We start from the raw sequence: 20,399 nt of genomic DNA on the forward strand, positions 1-20,399 counted from the left end.
GTAGTACCCGGCGGGGCTGGTGGGCTTGAAAAAGCTCCACCGGCCCCTTCGGACCTTAACCCGAAAGGCTTTGATGACAGTCGTACCCTTGCCCTTGGAGCAAACTCTCCCTGGTGGCGAATTGATCCACGGAGCCGAAGGCGGGTCTGTGGTTCGGCGCTCGGTGCTACCGGGCGGCGTCCGCGTCCTCACCGAGGCCATGCCCGGGCAGCGTTCGGCGACTATTGGCTTCTGGGTGGCAGTTGGCTCGCGTGATGAGGCCGAGGGCCAGCACGGGTCCACGCACTTTCTTGAGCATTTGCTCTTCAAGGGCACCAAGCGCCGCACAGCACTGGAGATCGCGTCCGCCTTTGACGAGGTGGGCGGGGAATCCAACGCGGCGACGGCAAAGGAGAGCACCTGCTACTTCGCCCGGGTGCTCGACACCGACCTCCCCATGGCGATCGATGTGATTGCGGACATGGTCACAGGTGCCGTGCTGGATCCCGCTGAACTTGAGCAGGAACGCGATGTGATCCTTGAGGAAATCGCCATGGATAGCGATGACCCCACAGATGTTGCCCATGAAAAGTTCGTTGAGGCGGTGCTGGGCACCCACCCGTTGGCCCGTCCGATCGGTGGAACTCCGGATGCCATCAGAGCTGTGGCAAGGGACTCGGTTTGGGAGCACTACCAGCGGTATTACCGGCCCGAGGAACTTGTCATTACCGCCGCCGGTGGCTTGGATCACGACGTCGTCTGCAACCTGGTGCTCGATGCCCTGACCGCGGCCGGCTGGCAGCTTGAGCCGGGAGTTTCCCCTGTCCAGCGCCGTGCGACGAACCAGGCCGTCATTTCCGGAACGCCCGGCCTCCATGTGGTCAAACGTCCGGTGGAGCAGGCCAACATCATTATGGGTTGCCCCACGATGGTGGCCACGGACGATCGTCGGTTCGTGATGAGCGTCCTGAATGCTGTCCTGGGCGGGGGAATGTCCTCAAGGTTGTTCCAGGAGATCCGGGAAAAGCGCGGCCTTGTCTACTCCACCTATTCCTTCACGGCGGCTTACGCCGACGCCGGGTACTTCGGCATGTACGCCGGATGCACGCCGTCGAAGGTTCGGCAGGTAGTGGATCTGCTCGGTGTTGAGCTGGATAAGCTCGCCCAGGATGGGATCACCGAGGAAGAGCTCCGGAAGGCTGTTGGCCAACTGAGTGGCGGGATCGTCTTGGCGCTGGAAGACACCGGCTCCCGGATGTCCAGGCTGGGACGGGCGGAACTGGTGTCCGGAGAGTTCCAGGACATTGATGAGACGCTCGCACGAATCCAAGCAGTGACCGTTGACGAGGTCCAGGAACTGGCCCGGGAACTTGCCGAGGCTCCGCGCACCATCACCGTCGTCGGGCCTTTCGAGGACAACGAGACCTTCGGGCTCTAGCGGGCCGGGTCTTTGGCGGGTGAGGGCTCTAGCCTCCGGCGAAGGGAGGCAGGACGTCGATGACGTCCTCCGAGCCCAATTCCATGGAGTGGTCCCGGACGGCAACCTCATTGCGTAGGAAGCTGCTCCGGGCCACGATACGCGCCAGCGGCGGAGTGCCTTCGGGAGGAAGTGGACGTTCGACGGCGAGGGCCACCTCGAGTAGCGCGTGCAGGTTGGTTCCTTCCGGAAGCGCGTGCACTTCCTCGTCCACACCTGCCGCTGCGCGTGCGGCAGCGAAGTATCGTACAAGCAAGGATTCAGCCTCCGATGGCGCTCATGCTGCGGTCCGGCTGGACGAAGTCCGGTGCTCCCAGGCCCGTGTGGTCCATGCCGTGGGCTTTGGGCTTTGCCCACATCGCGTCCTGCCAACGCGCCACCAGCTCTGCGTCCGTGGCACCGGAGCGCAACAGGCCCAACAGGTCGAATTCTTCACGGGAAAACAGGCAACTCATGATCTTGCCTTCAGCCGTGATGCGGGTGCGGCGGCAGTCCGAACAGAAGGGCTCGGTGACCGAGGCGATGATCCCTACCGTGCCAAGCACCGGCCCGGTCGCTTCACCGGACGCTGCGTCCCGGCGTCGAACGTCAAATCTTTCGGCCGGGGCGCCATCCCTTGCGCGGCTGTCCGGGCTGAGGACAAAGTCGCGGGACAAGAGCGTGCGGATTTCCGCGGCCGTGATCATGGTGCGACGAGTCCAGCCGTGGTCAGCGTCAAGGGGCATCTGTTCAATAAATCGCAGTTCGTAACCGCGTCCCAGAGCCCACTCCAAGAGGTCGGGGGACTCGGTGTCGTTGATGCCCCGCATCAGGACCGCGTTGAGCTTGACCGGTCCGAGGCCTGCGGCCCAAGCGGCATCGACGCCGGCGAGGACGCGGTCCAGGAAGGGGCGCCGGGTAAGTTTGGTGAAGGTTTCCTCGTGGAGGGAATCAAGTGAGACGTTGATACGGGTCAGGCCGGCGGCCTTGAGGCTGGCGGCTTTCTTGTCCAGCCCGACGCCATTGGTGGTCATGGAGATGGGCAGTTCCGGATGGTTACCGCGGATGGCCGCGATGATGTCCGGCAAGTCGGCGCGGACCAGCGGCTCACCTCCGGTAAGCCGCAACTCCCGCACTCCCAGTGCTTCCACTCCTAGCCGAACGATCCGGACGATCTCGTCCTTGGTCATGACAGCTTGTTTGGAGAGCCACTCCAACCCCTCGGCCGGCATGCAGTAGGTGCATCTCAAGTTGCATTTGTCCGTCAAAGACAGGCGCATGTCCGTGGCGCGCCGACCGTAACGATCCCACAGCCCGGCCGGAGTATCAGCCGGGCGTGGAGGCGGTACCAAGCCGCTTGCAAGGTTTCCGCCGGCACGGTCACCACTGGGAAGTGCCGGGATGCCCAGCTGAACAGTCATAAATTCAGGCTACGCCACACTGGTGAGCAGTGACACATCGAAGCCCGCTTTGCCGTCTCCTGGGAAACGTGACTGCTTCATGATTCGCTGCGTGGGCCAGGATCGGCCGACACTTCTGCGCGCCGTTCCTCGATCAGCTCCTTGGTGCGCACAAGCCGGAGAAGAGTCACCAGTGCGATCCCGCCCACTACGTTGAACAGAAGGGTATAGCCGAACCAGCCCAGCCATTGGCCATAGCCGATTCCCGTTCCGGAATGGATCGCGGCGAAGATCAACAAGGAGTCCAGTACTGAGTGGAAGAGCGGTAGTCCGGCAAGCAGGAACCCGCCGATGATCGTGGCAACGATCCTGGCAACGTCGTTGTTGGTGCCTTGTTGCATCCGGCTCATGAGGGTGATGGTGCTGCCGCCAAGGATCGCAAGGGCAATCGTCTGCAGCGACAAGGGGACGTCAATGTAGTGGTGCGCGCTCTCAGCCACCACCTTGGACCACTCGGGAAACGCCTGCATCACGATCCATACGAACACCCAGCCACCAGCCAGGTTCCCCACGAGGGTGCCAACCCAGAGCTTTGCCAGTTGAGGGAGGCTGCCTTCCTTCGCAACCACAGCGGCAACAGGCATCAGGAAGTTTTCGGTGAACAGCTCGCTGTGGGCGAGCAGGAGGGCAACCAGCCCGATGCTGAAAGCCAGCCCTGCCAGCAGATGGTTCCCCGTCTCGTGCAAGACAGCGAGGTACGCCATGATTCCGAGGCCGATCTCGAAACCACCGAACACGCCTGTAACGAGGATGTTCCTCGTTGTCCGGTGCAGGCGTTCGGCACCCTCACCGATCGTCTTGTCGAACGACTCTTTGAGCTGGTGTTCAATGGGGGCATCAGACTCACCGAGGTCCCGTCGTCGCTGTTCGCTCATGACTGTTCCCTCCATGACTTTTCCTGCCATGGGTGTTCCGCAGGGCGCTCTTTCGACGTCGAATTCCTCAGCATACTTATTATCTTGCGGGACATGGGTCTCGGCGTCCAGTTGCGAAGATGGTCGTGCCGTTATCGGGGGGTAGACGACAAGGATTTGTCCGATGAGATCGACCGACTGCACGGTTGAAGTCGATTGGGTATCCGACGCGGGCGTACGATCACGTCATGAGTGCGGTAGCCGGAGCCGGCTATAACAATTGCCTAGGGACTACATGAAGGAGACCTGACCACGATGTTCACGAAAAAGGGTGACGCGGCCGTCCTCGCCAAACTCGGTGAAGCCCCGGCGCAGTACCGCGAGATAGGCGAACGCCTCCATAGCATCATCTGGGAGGCCGCGCCCTCGTTAGAGCCGATCGTCCGCTGGGGGCTACCTTTCTACGTGAAGGACGGAAAGGACGTCTGCTACATCAAACCGGATAAGGACTTTATCGCGTTCGGCTTCGGTGAGGTTGTGAACCCTGCCTTCGAGGAGGGTGTACACATGCACCCGGTTGCGTGGAACATCACCTCGCTGGATGCCGCGACGGAGGCAAAGATCCGCAGCCTTGTCGAGAAAGCAGTTGCCTGACCCGAACGCGTTCAGGATGTGGTGTTTGGTGTGCCCATGGCGAAACATGCAGCGTGCTTACTCTGCCCGAATCTGAGTGTTACCGTGGGCCCGTCAGCAGCTGTTTGATCCTGGAGGCGACCATGACGGCAGGCAGTAGTGAACAAGATTCCACCAAGAGCGGGAAGGCTGGTCCCGATGGTTTGGGGCGAGATGGCATCGTTGCGGACCCGGCAAGCGGGGTCGGCTTGGGTGCGGGCACGGAGCTGAACACCTTCGAGCCGGAGGAAGAGCCCGAAGCCGTCGCCCAAGGCACAGAGGATACGGGGGACAGCCCTGCGGAGCACTCCGCTCCGGGCCGATAGAAATATGTCGCGGCGCGACGGCCTCCTTGTTGAACGCTGTGCCTTAGCGGTCGTATCCCTCTCTGGCACGATGGGAACGACGGGCAGAAAGAGGCGAGCGATGTCCAGGCATAGCGCGTACGACGCGTGACCACAGGTGGCACGGTGTTCAACGGGAACGGGTCATGGAGAATGAATTGGACGGGGTACCCGCCCGCGAGGGGATCGAGCGGGTCGAGGTCCGTGAAGTCAGGGAACGGGGTTCAGCGGAGACCCCGGTGATGGCATCCGGGCACCGGCCGAGGGTCAACCCCTTCGTCGTTGTCCTGTGGGTTGTAGCCGTGATCTTAGGCTCGGTTGGCTGCGTAGGTGCTTACGGATCCATGGCTTACTCATCTTTTGCCGGCTACTCCAGCGCTTTCCAGCAGGAACTTCCGCCGCCGTGGTACTTCTATCTCGGACAGTTCACTCCGTTCTTCCTCGCGGCTGCAGCGTTGGCGATGGTGACTGCGCTGACGCTCCACGCTTTGATCTGGGAGGCACGCCATTGGTCTCACAGCCCTGCCCAAGACACGCCAGGGGAGGAGAGATCCTGATTACCACCGACTTCCTCGGCGTACTGTCCCGGCCACACTTTGGTTGATTGTGCTGAGGGTGAAAACTGATGCGTTGCTGAATGAATGCTGGAATTCTCCAGTCATGAAGATTCTTGTGCTCGGGGGAACGGCGTGGCTCGGATACACGGTGGCAAAGACTGCTCTGACGTCGGGGTATGAGGTCACATGCCTTGCTAGAGGAGATGCCGTGCCTTCCGGAGTTCGGCTCGTTCGCGCCGATCGGGATGATGACACTGCTTTGACTGGAGTCGCGGCGGAACACTGGGACGCGGTTATCGATGTGGCAAGGCAGCCCATTCATGTCCGCAGGGCAGTCCGAGACCTTCAAGGGCTCGCGGACCGGTATGTGTTCGTTTCGACCTGCAACGTATATGCCTCTCAGGAAGAAGTAGGTGCTGACGAGGACGCGCCCCGCCTACCTCCACTGGAAGCAGACAGAATAAGCCCACCCGATGACTACGGGCCTGCGAAGGTGGCCTGTGAGGATGCTGTCTTGGAAGCCTACGGTCCCGACCGTACCGCCATCGCTCGTGCCGGACTCATCGGCGGACCCGGTGATCCTTCGGAGCGCACGACGTATTGGGTTCGCCGGTTCGCCAATCCCTCCAACGAAGCCGGTGCTGTGCTTGTGCAGGACACGCCGGAACTCCCCACCGCACTCATTGATGTCCGCGACCTCGCTACTTGGCTCCTCCACCTCGCGGAGGAGAAAAGTAGCGGGATCTTCAACGCCGTCGGGAATCCTGTGCGGTTCCCGGAACACATCGAGATCGCGCGATCAGTCGCCCACCATGCAGGTCCTGTGGTCACAGCGTCAGAGGACTGGCTCCTGGCTCAGGGGGTGAACCCGTGGTCCGGTAAGCGGTCCTTGCCCTTGTGGCTGGCAGACCATGCCTGGTACGGCATGAACGCGCGCGCCAATACGCGCGCGGTTGCAGCGGGGCTGACACTGCGTCCCCTTCGCGACACGCTCACAGACATCCTGGCGCAAGAGCCTCCATTGACTTCAGCTGAGAATCGTGGCGCCGGCCTCACCGACGCAGAAGAAAACAATCTGCTCAACGAGCTACACTTGGGCGGCTTCTCGGGAGAGAACTAGGTGAGGCTCGTTCCAGGCGTGGTTCTGGATTTCATGGTGTGGTCCCCGTAAAGTTTCTTTGGTGAGAACCAGCCTTGCGGGTTCTCACGCCTGAAATTGTCACCGTTTGCACGATTGGTTATGGTCCTGAGCAGTTCGATTTCCCCAGTTCACCCTCCGGCACCCACGCAGCGCAGCGTGCCAGGGCCGCGACGAAGTACCGTTCCTGCTCCACATCCAACATCACAACGGAGAAATGACCGAGGTTCCGGCACGGGCAGTAATCGACGCCTCCGGAACCTGGAACACCCCCGCACCGCTGGGCTCCAACGGGCTTCCCGTCCCCGGCGAAACCGAAGCCCGCGCCGCCGGGACCATCACCGGGGCCCTGCCTGACGTCACGCGAGGCCATTTCGCCGGCCACCGGACCCTCGTCATCGGGTCCGGGCACTCGGCCGCGAACATGGTCCTGGACCTCGCCCGCCTTGCACGCACCAATCCCGGAACCGAAGTCGTCTGGGCCATCCGCGCCGCCACCCCCGCCAGGGCTTACGGCGGCGGCAACGCCGACGAACTCCCCGCCCGGGGCCAGCTCGGCACCCGCCTGCGCACCGCCGTCGACTCCGGCGCCGTCCAGCTCCTGACAAGCTTCCACACCCGCCGCATCGAGACCACCGACACCGGCGTGGCTGTCCACGCAACCGACGGCCGGGCGGTGGAGGTCGACCAAGTCATCCCGGCCACCGGCTTTCGCCCGGACCTGGGCATCCTTTCCGAACTGCGGCTGGACCTGGACCCGGCACTCGACGCCCCTAAAGCGCTGGGACCATTGATTGATCCGGACTTCCACAGTTGCGGAACCGTCCCGCCCCACGGCGCACGGCTCCTAGCCCACCCCGAGAAAGACTTCTACCTGGCAGGAATGAAGTCCTACGGCCGGGCACCAACCTTCCTCATGGCCACCGGCTACGAACAAGTCCGCTCCATCGCAGCCGCCCTCGCCGGAGACACAGCAGCAGCAGATGCACTGGAACTGGAACTGCCCGAAACCGGGGTCTGCTCCACCAGCCTTCCCGCCGATACGGCAGACGCGGCAGTTTCGTGCTGCGCATCGTCGGAACCCGTCCCGGTCACGATTGGTTTCGCTACCGGGCCGCACCACGGGCAGCAGGGAACCAGCCACACCATGACCAGCACCAACCATTTGGTAGTCCGCCCGATGGAACATGGCGACTGGTCAGCGGTCGAGGCCATCTGAGCTGCTGGCATCGGTACAGGCCATGCCACCTTCGAAACCGCACCGCCAAGCTGGAGACTTCAACGCTACCCGCCACCCGGAGCTGCGCCTCGTTGCCGAAGACCACGGCAACATCGTGGGGTGGGTCGCCGCCTCCCCGATATCCTCAAGGACGGTCTACCGCGGCGTCGTCGAGCACTCCATCTTCATTGCCCAGGAAGCCTGCGGCCGCGGGCTCGGGAATCAACTTCTCGACGCCTTCATCCAGAGGTCCGAGGCGAACGGGATGTCGACCATCCAATCCAACATCTTCCCCGAGAACACCGCTTCCATAGCCCTGCACGCAGTTCCGACGGCGATCAAAAGCGTTGTACGACCTGGTGACACGGTTCGCACCATAGCGGGTCCGTCGGAAGAAGCACAAGCTATTGGTGCATCGCCTCGTGAATCTGGAGTGCGAACCACAACTGGGCCACCGTCGATGTTTCACCCATGTCCAGCCCTGTCAGTTCACCGATTTTCCGCATCCGGTAGATGATGGTTTGCCGGTGTGCGAACAACGCCGCAGCCGTCTTTTGCCACGAACGCTGCGAGTTCAGATACGTCCGTAGCGTGAGAATGAGGTCCCCGTCCTGGCTCTGCTCGTAGTCGAAAATGGGCCCCAGTAGTCGCCGGACCAGCGCGGTTCCTTCCTCGAACCCGGTGAGTCCCAGCCATGACGGTCCCTGCGCATAGTGGGCCAGTCCCACCTTGTTCGCGCGGGCGGAACCCAGGGCCCAGAGTGATTCCTGCAGTGCCCGCTGGATGTTAGCAACGGCCGACGGGGCGCTGATACCGATCGAGGCGGCCACACCTGCGCAATGCACCAGTAGATCGTCGGCCACATCAGCCGAGACCGCCACATGAAGCCTGTTGTTCCGCTTCAGGGATGCCGAAGCAACACCGTGCCTCCACAATTCGATGTGTACGTCAGCAAGCCTGCCGCCGTCCTCCACCGTCAGGGAGGCGAGCAAGAAATTCTGGGCAGGAACCTCGAAATCTGCCAGTCGGCTCTCCATCTCGGCAACGCCCAAGCGTCCATCCATGGCCTGCAGCATGAACTCGCCGGCCAGACGGTGGCGGCCTTCCAGTGACAGGACGATGCGGGAAAGCTGCAGTCCCAGCACGGTTGCGGCGTGAAGTAGTACGACGGCGTCCGGGTGTGGTTCGCTCTTGGGCAGCACCACCAGTAGCGCGTTGGCATGCGTCGGAATTATCCATGGTCAGCACGTGCCTGCCCCGTGTCCGATGCCATTGGAAATTCTTCCCGGCGAGGGATACCTGCCCGGACATCGGAGCCCAGGAATCGGCGAGGAAGTCCGGCAGTTCGTGTCCGTCTGGGTGCCAAGGATGGAGACAGCGACGATCCACTACGAACAGATCCGCGTCGAGCTCCGTTGCCAGCCTCTGGACAAGGCTCTGCCAGTCGTCCTCCGAGGCCCCGGCTGTTCGAAGCAGATCGTAAACGCGGGCTGTCTGGCGCAGTCGCCGAGATTCTTCGAGCAGGGAGGACTCGGCGACAGAACGGGCGATGGCGATGAAGGGCAGGGGATAGGGGATGCTGAGCAAGGGCAGCGGCAGTTTGTTGCAGGCCTCAAGGAATTCCTTGGTGAGCGGCGGTGCGTGCATCTTCTCGCCGATGGCCAAAGCACTCGCACCACTGTCCATGAGGGCTTCGGCCAGCGCCACTTGGCCCTCCGCGTCGGGGGGTATGGACAGGCCATTGGTCATCATGAGTTCACCGCCTGTGACCCATTCCCACAACTTGGGCAGGTCGGACGTGTGCGCCCAGGTGATGCGGTTGTCGAGGCCCGCGGATCCGGCCAAGAGCGCAAGGCCGAGTTGAGGTTCGTCTATGAGTTCAGCCACGGTAATTGCCATTCCGACGCGCTCCAGTTCCCTTGTTCTTGCGGCGATGGCGCGGACTCAGAGCCGTTTAGACATTCGTCTAAACGGCTCCGCCATTTGTAGTCAATGTAACCCTATTCCGAGTGATCCGTGTCACCAAGAATGGAATTACTTACTTCCCGCTCAACGGCGAGCACACCCCTCACGCTAAGGACCCGGAATGACAACGCACCAGCCCATCGGCCCTGTCGACGCAACCAAAGTGCCCCGGTACGCAGGTCTCGGCACGTTTGCACGTCTCCCCCAAATTGACCGCGTCCCGGACTACGACGTCGCGATCGTCGGAGTCCCGTTCGACGGCGGAACTTCCTTCCGGCCCGGAGCCCGTTTCGGTCCTGCCGCAGTCCGCGAGGCCTCCCGGCTCCTCCGCCCCGGATACCACCCGGAGCTGAACGTTGAACCGGTCTATGAAGCTCAAGTGGTGGACGCCGGCGACATCGCCTGCACCCCCTACGACATCACCCGCGCAGTCCGCGAGATCGAAGAGCAGGCATTGCCCCTTATCGGGGAGGACAAAAGGCTCATCGCCGTTGGCGGCGACCACACCATCGCACTGCCTATGCTCCGGGCCTTGAACAAGGTTCGTGGTCCGGTGGCTCTGCTGCACTTCGACGCCCATCTGGACACCTGGGATACCTACTTCGACCAGCCCATTACCCACGGAACCATCTTCCGTCGGGCATTCGAGGAGGGCCTCCTTGTGGAGGATAAGTCGATGCATGTTGGTATCCGCGGTCCGGTCTATGACCGAAACGATTTCCTCCGCGACCACGAGTTCGGCTTCCAGATCCTACGCTGCTCGGACCTGGACGTGATTGGCGTCCCCGCAGCAATCCAGCGGGTAAAGGAGAGGATCGGCGACACCCCGGTGTACGTCTCCATCGACATTGACGTCCTGGACCCGGCTTTTGCCCCCGGCACGGGCACCCCAGAGATGGGCGGGCTTCACTCCCGCGAACTCCTGGCGCTGCTCCGCGGCCTGGACGGCATCAACATCGTTGGTGCCGACGTCGTGGAAGTCTCTCCCGCCTACGATCATGCGGACATCACCTCCGTTGCAGCGGCGACCCTGGTCTTCGACTTGCTCGGATTGATGGTCAACCGTAGCAACGCCTCGGCTGCCCGTGAACTCCAATCTGCCTCATCGAGCGCGTCATGAGCAAGCCCAATGCTTCCGCCGAAGTTCCCCGGCTCGAAGACAAAACCATCCAGCCCATCCCGTTGAATGAGCGTCACGGCAAGGCCCGGGACCTCTTCACCATCTGGTTCGGCTCGAACATCATGATCATGACCATCGTGACCGGCGGGCTCGCCACCACGGTGTTCGGCCTGGGTTTCGTTCCGGCGATCGTTGGCATCATCATCGGGAACGTGGTGGGCGGCATCTTCATGGCGCTCCACTCCGCCCAAGGCCCCCAACTGGGTGTGGCCCAGATGATCCAGACCCGCGGGCAATTCGGCTCCTTCGGCGCCTTGTTGATTGTTGTCATCGTAGTTGTGATGTACCTCGGGTTCTTCGCCGCGAACCTGGTGTTCGGCGGCGAGGCCATGGCCGCAGTCAGCCCAGGCATCAGCGTTGATGGCGGCATCCTCATCATCGGCGTGGTCAGCGTCATCGCCACCATCTTCGGCTACAGGTTGATCCACGCATACGCCCGGGTCCTGAGCGTGGCCGCAGGGTTGGCATTGCTGCTTGCGTTCGGCTGGATCCTGGTGGTCCACGGCTTGCCCGCGAACTTCCTGGAGAAGGGCAACTTCAACTGGGTCGGCTTCATGGGAACCATCTCCGTCTCTGCCCTGTGGCAGTTGGCGTACGCGCCCTACGTTTCCGACTACTCCCGCTACATGCCGCAGGGCACGGGGTCCGCGCCCGCGTTCTGGGCCTCCTACTCAGGCTGTGTCCTGGGAACCCTGTTCCCTATGATCCTCGGCGCTTTGGTCGGCACGCTCGCCGTGTCCATGAGCACCGGCGACGTCGAAATCGTCGGCAGCCTCGGTGCATTGCTCCAACCATGGACCCTGATCATTGTCGGCATCTTCTGCCTCGGCGTCGCGGCGTCGAACGCCATGAATCTCTACTGCGGCGTCCTATGCACCCTTACCATCGGGCAAACGTTCAGGCCCACCTGGTTGCCGCGCGCCAAAACCCGCAGCATTGCGGCGGTCATCCTCTTCGTTGTCGCAGTCAGCATCGCGCTCTTTGCCCGGGACAATTTCATCCTCTTCTACACAAACTTCCTGTCCTTCCTGATGTACGTCTTGGTCCCTTGGACGGCCATCAACCTGGTGGATTACTACCTTCTGCGGCACGGCGATTACAAGGTTGAAGACTTCTTCAAGCGCGACGGCGGTGTGTATGGGCGGTTCAACTGGATCGCCATCGGCTCCTACCTGACAGGTGCCCTGATCCAGGTCCCCTTCTCGGCCACCGCCATCTACACGGGCCCTGTGGCCGCGGCGATGGGCGGCGTGGACATTTCCTGGATCGTCGGACTCGTGGTGGTGGCTCCCCTCTACTACGTCGCGGCCCGCGTGTTCCGTCGGCAAACTGAACCCGCACCCTTCCCCGCTGCCGCTGTCACCGCAGATCTGATCTGATCAGCCCCCTCATCTGAAAGAGAACCATCATGACTACCACCCAGACCGAGCAGTTCGCTGTCCGACGCTCCACCTCTCCTTCCGGCACAGCCCTGCCGCTCCCTCCCTCGGGACACTTCATCAACGGATCATTCGTCCCGGGTTCCGCGGGCCTGCTGATCGACGTCGTAAATCCCACCACCGAAGCAGTCATTACCTCCGTACAGGCCGGGACGGCTGAGGACGTCGACGCCGCGGTGAGCGCCGCCGTCGCGGCCCAAAAAACCTGGGGTGCCACCACCCCCAAGGAACGCGCCGATGTCCTGAACCTCATCGCCAACATCATCGAAGAGAACCGTGCTGCGTTCGAAGTCCTCGAGTCCGCCAACACCGGCAAGCCCCAGGCAGTGGCCGCGGACGACGTCACCAGCACAGTGGACACCTTCCGGTTCATGGCCGGCGCCTCCCGCGCCCTGACATCCATGGCCGGCGGCGACTACGCCACAGACCATACGTCCGTGATCCTCCGCGAACCCGTGGGCGTGGTGGGCGTCATCACCCCGTGGAACTACCCGCTGTTGATGGCCGCCTGGAAGATCGCTCCCATCCTCGCCGCCGGCAACAGTATCGTCATCAAGCCCTCCGAGCAGACCCCGTTGTCCACACTGAAACTTGCTGAACTCGTGGCCGGACGCATCCCGCACGGCATCCTCAACGTGGTCACGGGCCGCGGACGGACCGTTGGGCAGCGGTTGTCCGAGCACCCCTCCATCGCGTTGGTCGCCCTGACCGGCAGCGTCGTCAGTGGCCAGGCCGTGGCGGAAACCGCCGCGAAGTCGGTCAAGCGAGTCCACTTGGAGCTCGGTGGCAAAGCCCCGGTTGTTGTCTTTCCCGACGCCGATCTCCGTGCAGCCGCCGCGGGCGTCCGCAATGCCGGGTTCTGGAACGCCGGCCAGGACTGCGGCGCCGCCTGCCGCGTGCTGGTCCACGAGTCCGTGGCCGAAGAGTTCACCGAGCACCTGGTCCGTGAAGTCAGCACTTTGGTTCTCGGGTCACCCGAGGCGGGGGACGACATCGAAATCGGCCCCATGATCTCGCTCCCACATTTCGAACGGGTCAAGGAATCCTTGGCTGAGGCCCGGGCAGCGGGGCTCAACGTGGCTATCGGAGGTTCGGCAATCGAAGGCCCCGGCTACTTCATCGAGCCCACAGTCATCAGCAATGTTCCGGCCGGGGCGCACATCGCCACGCACGAGATCTTCGGCCCGGTAGTCACCGTGGAGACGTTTTCTTCCACGGAGGAGGCAGTCACCAGGGCCAACGAGAGCCCGTACGGACTGTCCGCGTCGGTGTGGACGAAGGATTCCAGCCTCTCGCTCCGCATCCCCAAGCAGCTCGACTTCGGCACGGTCTGGGTTAATGCGCACTTGGTCCTGGCCTGCGAGGTACCGTGGGGCGGATTCAAAGGCTCCGGCTACGGCCGCGACCTCTCCCTCTATGCCTTGGACGATTATTCGCGCACCAAGCATGTGATGATCAACCACGGCGCATGAGCACACAACAAAGCAACGGAGCTTCCACCATGACCACCAACATTCCAGCAGTGGGTGCACCCTCCACCTCTACCCCCACGGCCCCTTTCGACACCGATGCCACGTGGACCAACTGGGGCGGGAACCAAAGCGCGACACCTGCCTTCACCGTGCGGCCCAGGAACGAACAAGAAGCCCTCGACGCCGTCCGTTTCGCTATTCGCGAAGGCTTGCCGGTACGGGCGGTCGGCTCAGGCCACTCATCCTCCCCGCTGGTCCAGACGGGCGGGGTCCTGATGGACATGTCCGGCCTCTCGGCCATCACCGGAACCGATCGCTTGGGCCGCCGGGCCAGGGCACTGGCCGGCACCACCATCAACGCCTTCGGCGACGCGTTGTGGGATCAAGGGCTGGCCTTAGGTAACCAAGGGGACATCGACAAGCAGCAAATCGCGGGCGCACTCGCCACCAGCACCCACGGCTCGGGGAAAGACTTGGGCAGTTTCTCCTCCAACCTCCGCTGGGTGAAACTGATCAACGGCTATGGCGAGATCGTGGAGATTGGCGAAGGCCAACTCCGCGAACTCAGGGCCGCGCAGGTGGCATTGGGCACGTTGGGGATTTTCCTGGAAGTCGAGTTGGCCGTCGAGGACAGCTACTACCTGCAGGAGCAGATCACCTACCCTACGTGGCTGGAAACCACCTCGACGTGGCAGTCGGACATTGTCGGCAACAGGCACTACTCGTTCCTCTGGTGCCCTGAGAACGACTCTTGCGAGCTGCTGGATCTCCCCGGATCGCCCGATCACCGAATGGCCGGCCGCAGCTACACCAAGCGCTACAACGTAGCTTTCATTGAGGACGAACGGCAACTCTCCAATGTTGAAGGAGCCCGGCTGGACCGGTCATACCGGATCTACCCGGGCGGGTTCACCACCCAGTTCCACGAACTCGAGTATTTTGTCGCCAGCGAGGACGGCTTAGCCGCCGTCGAAGCCATCCAGGACCTGATCCGCACCAGGTACCGCGAGCAGAAATACCCTGTGGAAGTGCGCTGGGTGAAGGCCGACGACGCCTACATGTCCCAGTTCCAAGGCCGCGACAGCACTGTCATCACCCTGACCACCGAGCCCGGAACCGACTACTGGCAGTTTTTCCGTGACGCCGATTCCGTACTGCAAGAATTCGAGCCGCGTGCGCACTGGGGGAAGATTCACTTCATGACCCGAAGTCGGCTCGAGCGCCTGTATCCGGAGCTGGACACCTTCATCCAGGTTCGCCGGGAGTTCGACCCCCGGGGCATGTTCCTTAACGACCACACCCGCTCCCTCCTTGCTTGAATGACTGGCGGAATGTGAGCGCGGGCAAGCAGACCCATGCTCTCCCACACTTCGCCTCCGCTGCCCGGCGTCCTCCGGCGAGGACGCCGGGCTCTTGTGTGGGGACGCCGGGTAGGGCTTGCACTAACCGGGGAGGAGTGCGACGTCTGGCTCCGCTCAAGGCGCATCACGCCTTCACCGCGTAGCTCAGAAATATGGTGCCATTGCCGAACCTGCGTTTGTTGCTGTGGCCTGAGCTTCGTTTTGACGCCGGCTGGCCTGTCTCCTGCCCCGAGAGGTTTCTGACCATTCTCACCTACGAGCAGAAGCCGGTGGCCGCAAAGAAGATCTACGGACTGGACTTGCCACCCCAGGACGTCGGAGCGGTGTTCGATGCGGTGAACACACAGACGCTGGAGGCCTAAAACTCTAATCCAAGGCTGGGCCGACACTGGTCAGGAGCTGGCGCTGAGAACGCCGGCTGCGGTGGGGGCGGCCGCCGCATAGTGGACGTGATGGGCCTGACCCGGTATTTCAAGGAACCGGCTGTCTCTCGCGGTGCCGCTGATCACCTACCGCGCCACCGCGGCTATCACTGCCGTCCTCAAGACCGAGACTGTGAAGCGATGTCTGAATTTGACGACCATAGGAGCATCCAGAGGATGAAACTGAAACAGCAACCCAACCCGCCATGCCGCTTCGTATCCGCCCCTGTGTAGGGCTGGGTATTTCGGGGCTGAGAGGACAGGACGCGGGCACGTAGGTCCGCTATGCTGAATTCACGTTATTCAGGTCCCGGTAACGTTCAGCTGGGCACGCCGCATGGCCCCGTTCGGTGAAATGTATTTGCGGTGCGTGCGAAGGTTCATTCATGAGGGCTAACCGACTCCAAGTGCTCCTCTTGGTGGGCGTTGTGCTTGTCGCTATAGTGACCATCTCGGCTTTTAGCCAGAACGGGAAAAAAGTGGGGCCATGTACCGCCACAGGTAGCGGCGCCACCTCTGTCTCTCTCCTTAGTGCGTCCGACGCAGGGGACTCAACAGCAATCCAGAAAGCGATCGATCAGGCCACGGCCAGCGGCGGGGGGATAGTCCAGCTGTCCGTTGGAGAATTCCAGATCAATCAGCCCTTGGTCCTTAGGGCCAACGTCGCACTAAAGGGCTCGGGACCGGGCACCGTGCTAAAGGCGACGTCACGTTTCCTCAAGGCCAAAGGCCCCCTCGGCGGGCACCCGCTCATCACTACCAATGGATCGCAGAACGTCACCATAGCCGACCTAACCGCCGACCAGAGCGGGGATGTTATTGATGGCAATGTGTCCGGGCGGCTGAAAGAATATCTTGTCGACGTACGGAACTCCACGAACGCCGTGGTGGAAGGGGTGGCAACCAAGAACCCCTTCACTTATTCGATAGCGGTAGTGGGCAGCAGCAACTTCTGCGTACACAACAATTCAACAGTGGTTGCGACCAGCGGCAAGTATGATCAGCTCGACGGAATCCACATAACGGACTCATATTCCGGGCTGGTTGTCGGCAACCACGTAGACCAACGTCAGGGGGAGGACGGCGACGACGGCCTGGTAGCGCAGACGATCGGCGGCACGGTCCATGACGTCGCATATTTGGAAAACGACGTCCGCGGCGGCTCCCATGGAGCGGCAATGCAACTAGCTGTGGCGGGGTCTGAGATCTATAACATCACCATCGCTAACAACCGGTTCTGGGGATCTCCCTCCGGCATTAGAACGGGCTATTACGGCGGCGCAAGCAAAGCGGTGCACGATGTCACGGTGAAGGGCAATATCTTTGTCGACTTGGAGGGCGCCTCCACCGATCTCTCTGGGCAGCTCGAGAACATCCAAGTGACGGATAATCGCTTTTGCCGAAGCGGGGACTTCAACGTGGCGGCCGGTCCGAACAACCAAATAAGAGGCAACGTGACTTCCTGCGAGCCCTGAATGTGCAACGGGGAATAGGCTTGTCCCGGCTCATACACCCAGGTCATGGGCAGAACGATGGCTATCTGACTCCGGCACGCACCCCGGCATCGAGAGTTGCAGTGTCGACGAACCACAGGGTAGTTGTACCGTTCGTTAAGCCTGCCACTGAGAACACTGGCTTGGCGTTCTTCTCCAACCACGGCAGCATCCCCGGGTCCATATATGCGTAGCCCTGACTAGCGGGAAGAGAAGCGGTCAAGACGTAGTTCGCCCCGCTACCAAGCATCAAGGAGGGGGACGGCCAAACGCCGAAGCGAGGATCGTCGGCGAAAGCGAGCTCTCCGGTGTCGTTAGTGACACTGACCTTGGCCTGTGCCGGCAAATTTTCCTGGACCCACCGTCGGGCCTGCGCAAAGCCGTTGTCAGTGGACGTTTCTAGCCTCACGCCGAGGACCGTGGTGAGCAGCAGCAACAGGACGGCGCTGACTAGGAGGATGGACCTGAGCGACCGGCGACCGCGTTCAAAAACTTCCGCACTTAACACCGCGATGCTCAGCACCCCGGCGATCATCACGCCGTAGCCGTATTGCTCCTCGAAGGTTCCAAAAACCGCACTGTAGACCCCGTACACTCCAAGGCTGAGGCTTATCAGGCCAATGAGCCGGCGCTCAGGACGCCGACTGAGACACAGTAGCGTGGCGGCCACGGGGCACAATCCGAGCAGGATGTAGCTGGAACCAAAGTGACTGGCGTTATCAATCAGGCGCGAGACCAGGCTGGGTGAACCCGCCGCAGAAAAGCCTGTATCTTTTTGCACCCCAATGAGGCGCATAATGCCAGCCGTTTTGGCCCGGAGCCAGTCCGGAAACATCCCTTGCCCGACGACTATGGACATATAGATCAAGTAAGGCAGCAACATGGCCGAGAGAATTCCGGCGGCCTCACGCCGGCGCAGGGTTTGTCGCCAAACCGTGGCGGCACCCACAGGAACCACCGTGCAGAGGGCAAAGAAGTCCTTCGTCAGGACGCTGTACCCCAGCAGGAGGCCGGCGAGGACGAGGAGCAGTGTACGTTTGCCGGTTGATCGGGAGCCCATTTGAGTTACGACAATGAGCAGCCCGCCCAGGACAGCTGCCATGGCGAGTGTTTCCAGGAAGACATGGCTGTTGCTGCGTAGCACGAAAGGCTCGAAGGACAACAAGCCACCCGTCAACCAGGCCGCGGTTCTGTTCGCCGTATGCCTCACCAGCAGGAAGGCGAGCCCCACTGTCACAGCACCCAGAACGGCGTTGAGCCACCGAAGCTGCATAACCAAATCCACATTATTGCCGGTTATTCCAAACAGGTGGATAACTGCGCCTTCAACCCAAAAGAATCCGGGCGGATGCAGAAAAAACGGGCCGTCCGGCAGTGTGGGAAGAATGTGCCCCCTGCTAACCGAATCGCCGAGAAGGGCATAGAGCATCTCGTCCACCCAGAGCTCGAAACCCTTGGTCAGGCCGATGGCCCGGACCCCAAAGGCTGCGGCAACCCAGCCCGCAAATACGCAGAAGCCCCTTAGCCTTGCCATGACCGGAGGGCTCATGGAGCCCCGTACCGGCGCTGTCTGGCGATGTCTGGGGTGCGTGGCCTCTTCGGTCACTGCCTGCGCGGCGTCCTGCATCCTTCGTCCGATCGCTGTTCCTGGTTTGGTGCCCAGTTGCGTCCGGATGGGACGACAATGAGCAGCCGACTAAAACCTTGCTCCCCTTTACGAGCCAAAGGCCCCGCGCGGTACGGCACGTGATGGCCCCGCAGGGAAGGGTTCCGCCTAGAGGTCCGCCGGATGCCGCTTTCATGGTACGTATTTCCCGGCCAGACTATCGGGCAGCTGGAGGAGACGGCAAGGCCTCGAGTTGACTCATTGAAAACCTCGGCGCAGCCTAAGGCCCGAACGTATCGGGGCGGCTCCGTACAGTGAAGTCCAGGATCCTGGGATGAACTGATCCGGACAGGGCGGCGGGAGCATGGCAGGGCGGCGTTGTGGGGTGCCTGTGTCTTAAGAGCCGTCAAGCCCGGCCGGGCAGGAGGCCGGTGTAGGGCCGAAGTTGTTGGCCGCCCTGATCAAGTGCTGGGGGCGCTGCGGGCCCGGACGGACCTTTCACCTCAGGAGGGAACCCGCGTTTACCGTACCTATTGATGCGAGGCTACAGGGAGTACGGATGCTCCCATCGGGAAGGCATGACCGCTTGGCCAAGAACGGAAACCGTAGGACTAAGGGACTGTGGCAAAATAAGTATTGTCCGCCAGTGTCGATCGGGCAATAATAAGTCTACTTATTGGACGGCCAACAACGGGGGTCCGGCGTGGACTTTTTTGCTTCTGACGAGTTCCTCACAGCGCTGGCCAGCGACTTCTATCAGGCCAAGGACTTTCGATTCAAGATATACAGCGTAAACGGACACTTCTTTCGCCTAGCAGAAGTTGACGGCAAAAGGCCTCTTGTCAGCGGTCCCTTCTATGACTACATAAAGCCTCTCCCGCAGCACGAGGCCGCCGCCGAGCCTGTGCGCTTCATTCCTAAGGTGGTTACGTCTACCCAGACGCTCGACGACCTCCATCCCGAGGCAAGCGCCTCCTACACCGGGCAGGAACCCGCGCCTCTCGTCGTCTGGGATAGATTTGGCAGCTGGGAGAACTACGAAGAGTTCATCCACGCCCGCAGCAGGAATCTGCTGAGACATATGCGCCAACGGCGTGCCAAGCTTCTCGCCAACTTTGCGGAGGTTGCCTACCTGTTTGATGACCGCGACATCCAGGCTTTAGAACTCCTTTGTGCCTGGAAATGCGAGCAGTACGGGGGCGGTAACGAAACACTGGACAACGTCCGGGCGCGCGCGATGCTGAGACGCCTCTTCCTGGACGGGCACTTGATAGTCTCGTCGCTGAAAGTTGCGGATCAATACGTGGCGCTACACGCCGGGTTCCTTTGGCACGACGAATACCTGGCCCTTATTCCTGCCTATGACCCCGCCTTTGCCGCGTACGGTGTCGGCAAGGAACTCCTCATTCGGATGATGGAGGACAGCTTCCGGCAAGGCCATAAATCATTCGATTTCCTGCAGGGCGCCGAGCCTTACAAATTCGACTTCGCGACCCACTCGCAGATCATCGAGCCCTTGGGAAATCCGCCCCTGACCTACAGAGCCAAGGCACGCGCCGAAACTGCAACGAAGACAGCTCTGGTCCGCAGCTCACCCAAAGTTTTCTATGGCGTGAAGAAAACTATTCTGGCCACCAGGCGGTTGCGGAACACGGTTGTCAATCGGCAAGTTGGCCGCTGAGCTCTGCGAAATGCCGAATGTCCGCTCGCATCCAAAGCAGCTTCCCGTCGGAGTAGCTCCGCACGCGCTGAGAAATGAGCTCCCCCGAGATGGAATTCCCA

The 20,399-nt window shown here is 61.7% G+C and carries 19 protein-coding genes and 1 pseudogene; 14 read left to right on the plus strand and 6 right to left on the minus strand.

Annotation, left to right across the window (positions count from 1 at the left end; genetic code table 11):
- The first annotated feature begins 73 nt into the window (after positions 1–73).
- Entirely contained in the window at positions 74–1,417 is a 1,344-nt protein-coding gene (locus tag QRN42_RS15145) for a M16 family metallopeptidase (protein WP_284979975.1), read from the plus strand.
- A gap of 28 nt (positions 1,418–1,445) precedes the next feature.
- On the opposite strand, the gene QRN42_RS15150 is transcribed toward QRN42_RS15145, so the two are convergent.
- The 3 genes from QRN42_RS15150 to QRN42_RS15160 all read right to left on the minus strand — a co-directional run bounded on the left by QRN42_RS15150 (position 1,446) and on the right by QRN42_RS15160 (position 3,785).
- Positions 1,446–1,712, minus strand: coding sequence for a MoaD/ThiS family protein (locus QRN42_RS15150; RefSeq protein WP_284979976.1), 267 nt, complete (start codon positions 1,710–1,712; stop codon positions 1,446–1,448).
- A 4-nt stretch (positions 1,713–1,716) separates the two neighbouring features.
- Positions 1,717–2,856, minus strand: a complete 1,140-nt coding sequence (moaA, locus tag QRN42_RS15155) for a GTP 3',8-cyclase MoaA (protein ID WP_284979977.1) — start codon at positions 2,854–2,856, stop codon at positions 1,717–1,719.
- A gap of 77 nt (positions 2,857–2,933) precedes the next feature.
- Positions 2,934–3,785, minus strand: a complete 852-nt coding sequence (locus tag QRN42_RS15160; protein WP_284979978.1) for a formate/nitrite transporter family protein — start codon at positions 3,783–3,785, stop codon at positions 2,934–2,936.
- Between the two features lie 279 nt (positions 3,786–4,064).
- Between QRN42_RS15160 and QRN42_RS15165 the strand changes: the two genes are divergently transcribed.
- The 6 genes from QRN42_RS15165 to QRN42_RS18040 all read left to right on the plus strand — a co-directional run bounded on the left by QRN42_RS15165 (position 4,065) and on the right by QRN42_RS18040 (position 8,196).
- On the plus strand, positions 4,065–4,403 hold the full coding sequence (locus tag QRN42_RS15165; RefSeq protein WP_284979980.1) for a DUF1801 domain-containing protein: 339 nt from the start codon (positions 4,065–4,067) through the stop codon (positions 4,401–4,403).
- A 122-nt stretch (positions 4,404–4,525) separates the two neighbouring features.
- Complete coding sequence (locus tag QRN42_RS15170) at positions 4,526–4,747, plus strand: hypothetical protein (RefSeq protein WP_284979981.1); 222 nt, start codon at positions 4,526–4,528, stop codon at positions 4,745–4,747.
- A 164-nt stretch (positions 4,748–4,911) separates the two neighbouring features.
- Positions 4,912–5,322: a hypothetical protein gene (locus QRN42_RS15175; protein WP_284979982.1), complete on the plus strand. Its 411-nt coding sequence runs from the start codon at positions 4,912–4,914 to the stop codon at positions 5,320–5,322.
- Between the two features lie 103 nt (positions 5,323–5,425).
- Positions 5,426–6,442: an NAD-dependent epimerase/dehydratase family protein gene (locus tag QRN42_RS15180; protein WP_284979983.1), complete on the plus strand. Its 1,017-nt coding sequence runs from the start codon at positions 5,426–5,428 to the stop codon at positions 6,440–6,442.
- Positions 6,443–6,677: 235 nt separating this feature from the next.
- Positions 6,678–7,679, plus strand: a complete 1,002-nt coding sequence (locus QRN42_RS15185; RefSeq protein ID WP_350224888.1) for an NAD(P)-binding domain-containing protein — start codon at positions 6,678–6,680, stop codon at positions 7,677–7,679.
- 22 nt (positions 7,680–7,701) lie between these two features.
- The gene (locus QRN42_RS18040) at positions 7,702–8,196 is read left to right on the plus strand and encodes a GNAT family N-acetyltransferase (protein WP_350224889.1); all 495 of its coding nucleotides are present in this window, start codon (positions 7,702–7,704) and stop codon (positions 8,194–8,196) included.
- Here the strand turns inward: QRN42_RS18040 and QRN42_RS15195 are convergent.
- The gene (locus QRN42_RS15195; protein ID WP_284979985.1) at positions 8,084–8,884 is read right to left on the minus strand and encodes a PucR family transcriptional regulator; all 801 of its coding nucleotides are present in this window, start codon (positions 8,882–8,884) and stop codon (positions 8,084–8,086) included. The two genes, QRN42_RS18040 and QRN42_RS15195, sit on opposite strands and share 113 nt — an antisense overlap.
- Positions 8,885–9,269: 385 nt before the next feature.
- Positions 9,270–9,578, minus strand: a pseudogene (locus tag QRN42_RS15200) (PucR family transcriptional regulator ligand-binding domain-containing protein); the annotation flags it as partial.
- Between the two features lie 187 nt (positions 9,579–9,765).
- Between QRN42_RS15200 and speB the strand changes: the two are divergent.
- The 6 genes from speB to QRN42_RS15230 all read left to right on the plus strand — a co-directional run bounded on the left by speB (position 9,766) and on the right by QRN42_RS15230 (position 16,993).
- Complete coding sequence (speB, locus tag QRN42_RS15205; RefSeq protein WP_284979986.1) at positions 9,766–10,764, plus strand: agmatinase; 999 nt, start codon at positions 9,766–9,768, stop codon at positions 10,762–10,764.
- Positions 10,761–12,203: a purine-cytosine permease family protein gene (locus QRN42_RS15210; protein WP_284979987.1), complete on the plus strand. Its 1,443-nt coding sequence runs from the start codon at positions 10,761–10,763 to the stop codon at positions 12,201–12,203. Before speB ends, QRN42_RS15210 begins: the two co-directional genes overlap by 4 nt.
- 29 nt (positions 12,204–12,232) lie before the next feature.
- Positions 12,233–13,735 carry an aldehyde dehydrogenase family protein gene (locus QRN42_RS15215; protein ID WP_284979988.1) on the plus strand — a complete coding sequence of 501 codons (1,503 nt, stop codon included), beginning with the start codon at positions 12,233–12,235 and terminating at the stop codon, positions 13,733–13,735.
- Positions 13,732–15,054, plus strand: coding sequence for a D-arabinono-1,4-lactone oxidase (locus tag QRN42_RS15220; RefSeq protein WP_284979989.1), 1,323 nt, complete (start codon positions 13,732–13,734; stop codon positions 15,052–15,054). Before QRN42_RS15215 ends, QRN42_RS15220 begins: the two co-directional genes overlap by 4 nt.
- Positions 15,055–15,248: 194 nt before the next feature.
- Positions 15,249–15,458 (plus strand): hypothetical protein, encoded by a 210-nt coding sequence (locus QRN42_RS15225; RefSeq protein ID WP_284979990.1) that lies wholly within the window; start codon positions 15,249–15,251, stop codon positions 15,456–15,458.
- Between the two features lie 446 nt (positions 15,459–15,904).
- Positions 15,905–16,993 (plus strand): right-handed parallel beta-helix repeat-containing protein, encoded by a 1,089-nt coding sequence (locus tag QRN42_RS15230; RefSeq protein ID WP_284979991.1) that lies wholly within the window; start codon positions 15,905–15,907, stop codon positions 16,991–16,993.
- A gap of 61 nt (positions 16,994–17,054) precedes the next feature.
- On the opposite strand, the gene QRN42_RS15235 is transcribed toward QRN42_RS15230, so the two are convergent.
- A complete protein-coding gene (locus QRN42_RS15235; RefSeq protein WP_284979992.1) occupies positions 17,055–18,638 on the minus strand; it encodes an ArnT family glycosyltransferase in 1,584 nt (527 codons plus the stop codon).
- A gap of 682 nt (positions 18,639–19,320) precedes the next feature.
- Here QRN42_RS15235 and QRN42_RS15240 point away from each other — a divergent pair.
- Positions 19,321–20,298, plus strand: coding sequence for a GNAT family N-acetyltransferase (locus tag QRN42_RS15240; protein ID WP_284979993.1), 978 nt, complete (start codon positions 19,321–19,323; stop codon positions 20,296–20,298).
- The last annotated feature ends 101 nt before the right edge of the window (positions 20,299–20,399 follow it).

Origin of the sequence: Arthrobacter sp. fls2-241-R2A-200 (assembly GCF_030209745.1) — a bacterium.
Classification (GTDB): Bacteria; Actinomycetota; Actinomycetes; order Actinomycetales; family Micrococcaceae; genus Arthrobacter.

Coding starts and splice junctions, on each gene's coding strand:
- QRN42_RS15145 (WP_284979975.1), top strand. CDS start 74: ATGACAGTCGTACCCTTGCCCTTGGAGCAAACTCTCCCTGGTGGCGAA.
- moaA (WP_284979977.1), bottom strand. CDS start 2,856: ATGACTGTTCAGCTGGGCATCCCGGCACTTCCCAGTGGTGACCGTGCC.
- QRN42_RS15160 (WP_284979978.1), bottom strand. CDS start 3,785: ATGGAGGGAACAGTCATGAGCGAACAGCGACGACGGGACCTCGGTGAG.
- QRN42_RS15165 (WP_284979980.1), top strand. CDS start 4,065: ATGTTCACGAAAAAGGGTGACGCGGCCGTCCTCGCCAAACTCGGTGAA.
- QRN42_RS15170 (WP_284979981.1), top strand. CDS start 4,526: ATGACGGCAGGCAGTAGTGAACAAGATTCCACCAAGAGCGGGAAGGCT.
- QRN42_RS15175 (WP_284979982.1), top strand. CDS start 4,912: ATGGAGAATGAATTGGACGGGGTACCCGCCCGCGAGGGGATCGAGCGG.
- QRN42_RS15180 (WP_284979983.1), top strand. CDS start 5,426: ATGAAGATTCTTGTGCTCGGGGGAACGGCGTGGCTCGGATACACGGTG.
- QRN42_RS15185 (WP_350224888.1), top strand. CDS start 6,678: ATGACCGAGGTTCCGGCACGGGCAGTAATCGACGCCTCCGGAACCTGG.
- QRN42_RS18040 (WP_350224889.1), top strand. CDS start 7,702: ATGCCACCTTCGAAACCGCACCGCCAAGCTGGAGACTTCAACGCTACC.
- speB (WP_284979986.1), top strand. CDS start 9,766: ATGACAACGCACCAGCCCATCGGCCCTGTCGACGCAACCAAAGTGCCC.
- QRN42_RS15210 (WP_284979987.1), top strand. CDS start 10,761: ATGAGCAAGCCCAATGCTTCCGCCGAAGTTCCCCGGCTCGAAGACAAA.
- QRN42_RS15215 (WP_284979988.1), top strand. CDS start 12,233: ATGACTACCACCCAGACCGAGCAGTTCGCTGTCCGACGCTCCACCTCT.
- QRN42_RS15220 (WP_284979989.1), top strand. CDS start 13,732: ATGAGCACACAACAAAGCAACGGAGCTTCCACCATGACCACCAACATT.
- QRN42_RS15225 (WP_284979990.1), top strand. CDS start 15,249: ATGGTGCCATTGCCGAACCTGCGTTTGTTGCTGTGGCCTGAGCTTCGT.
- QRN42_RS15230 (WP_284979991.1), top strand. CDS start 15,905: ATGAGGGCTAACCGACTCCAAGTGCTCCTCTTGGTGGGCGTTGTGCTT.
- QRN42_RS15235 (WP_284979992.1), bottom strand. CDS start 18,638: ATGCAGGACGCCGCGCAGGCAGTGACCGAAGAGGCCACGCACCCCAGA.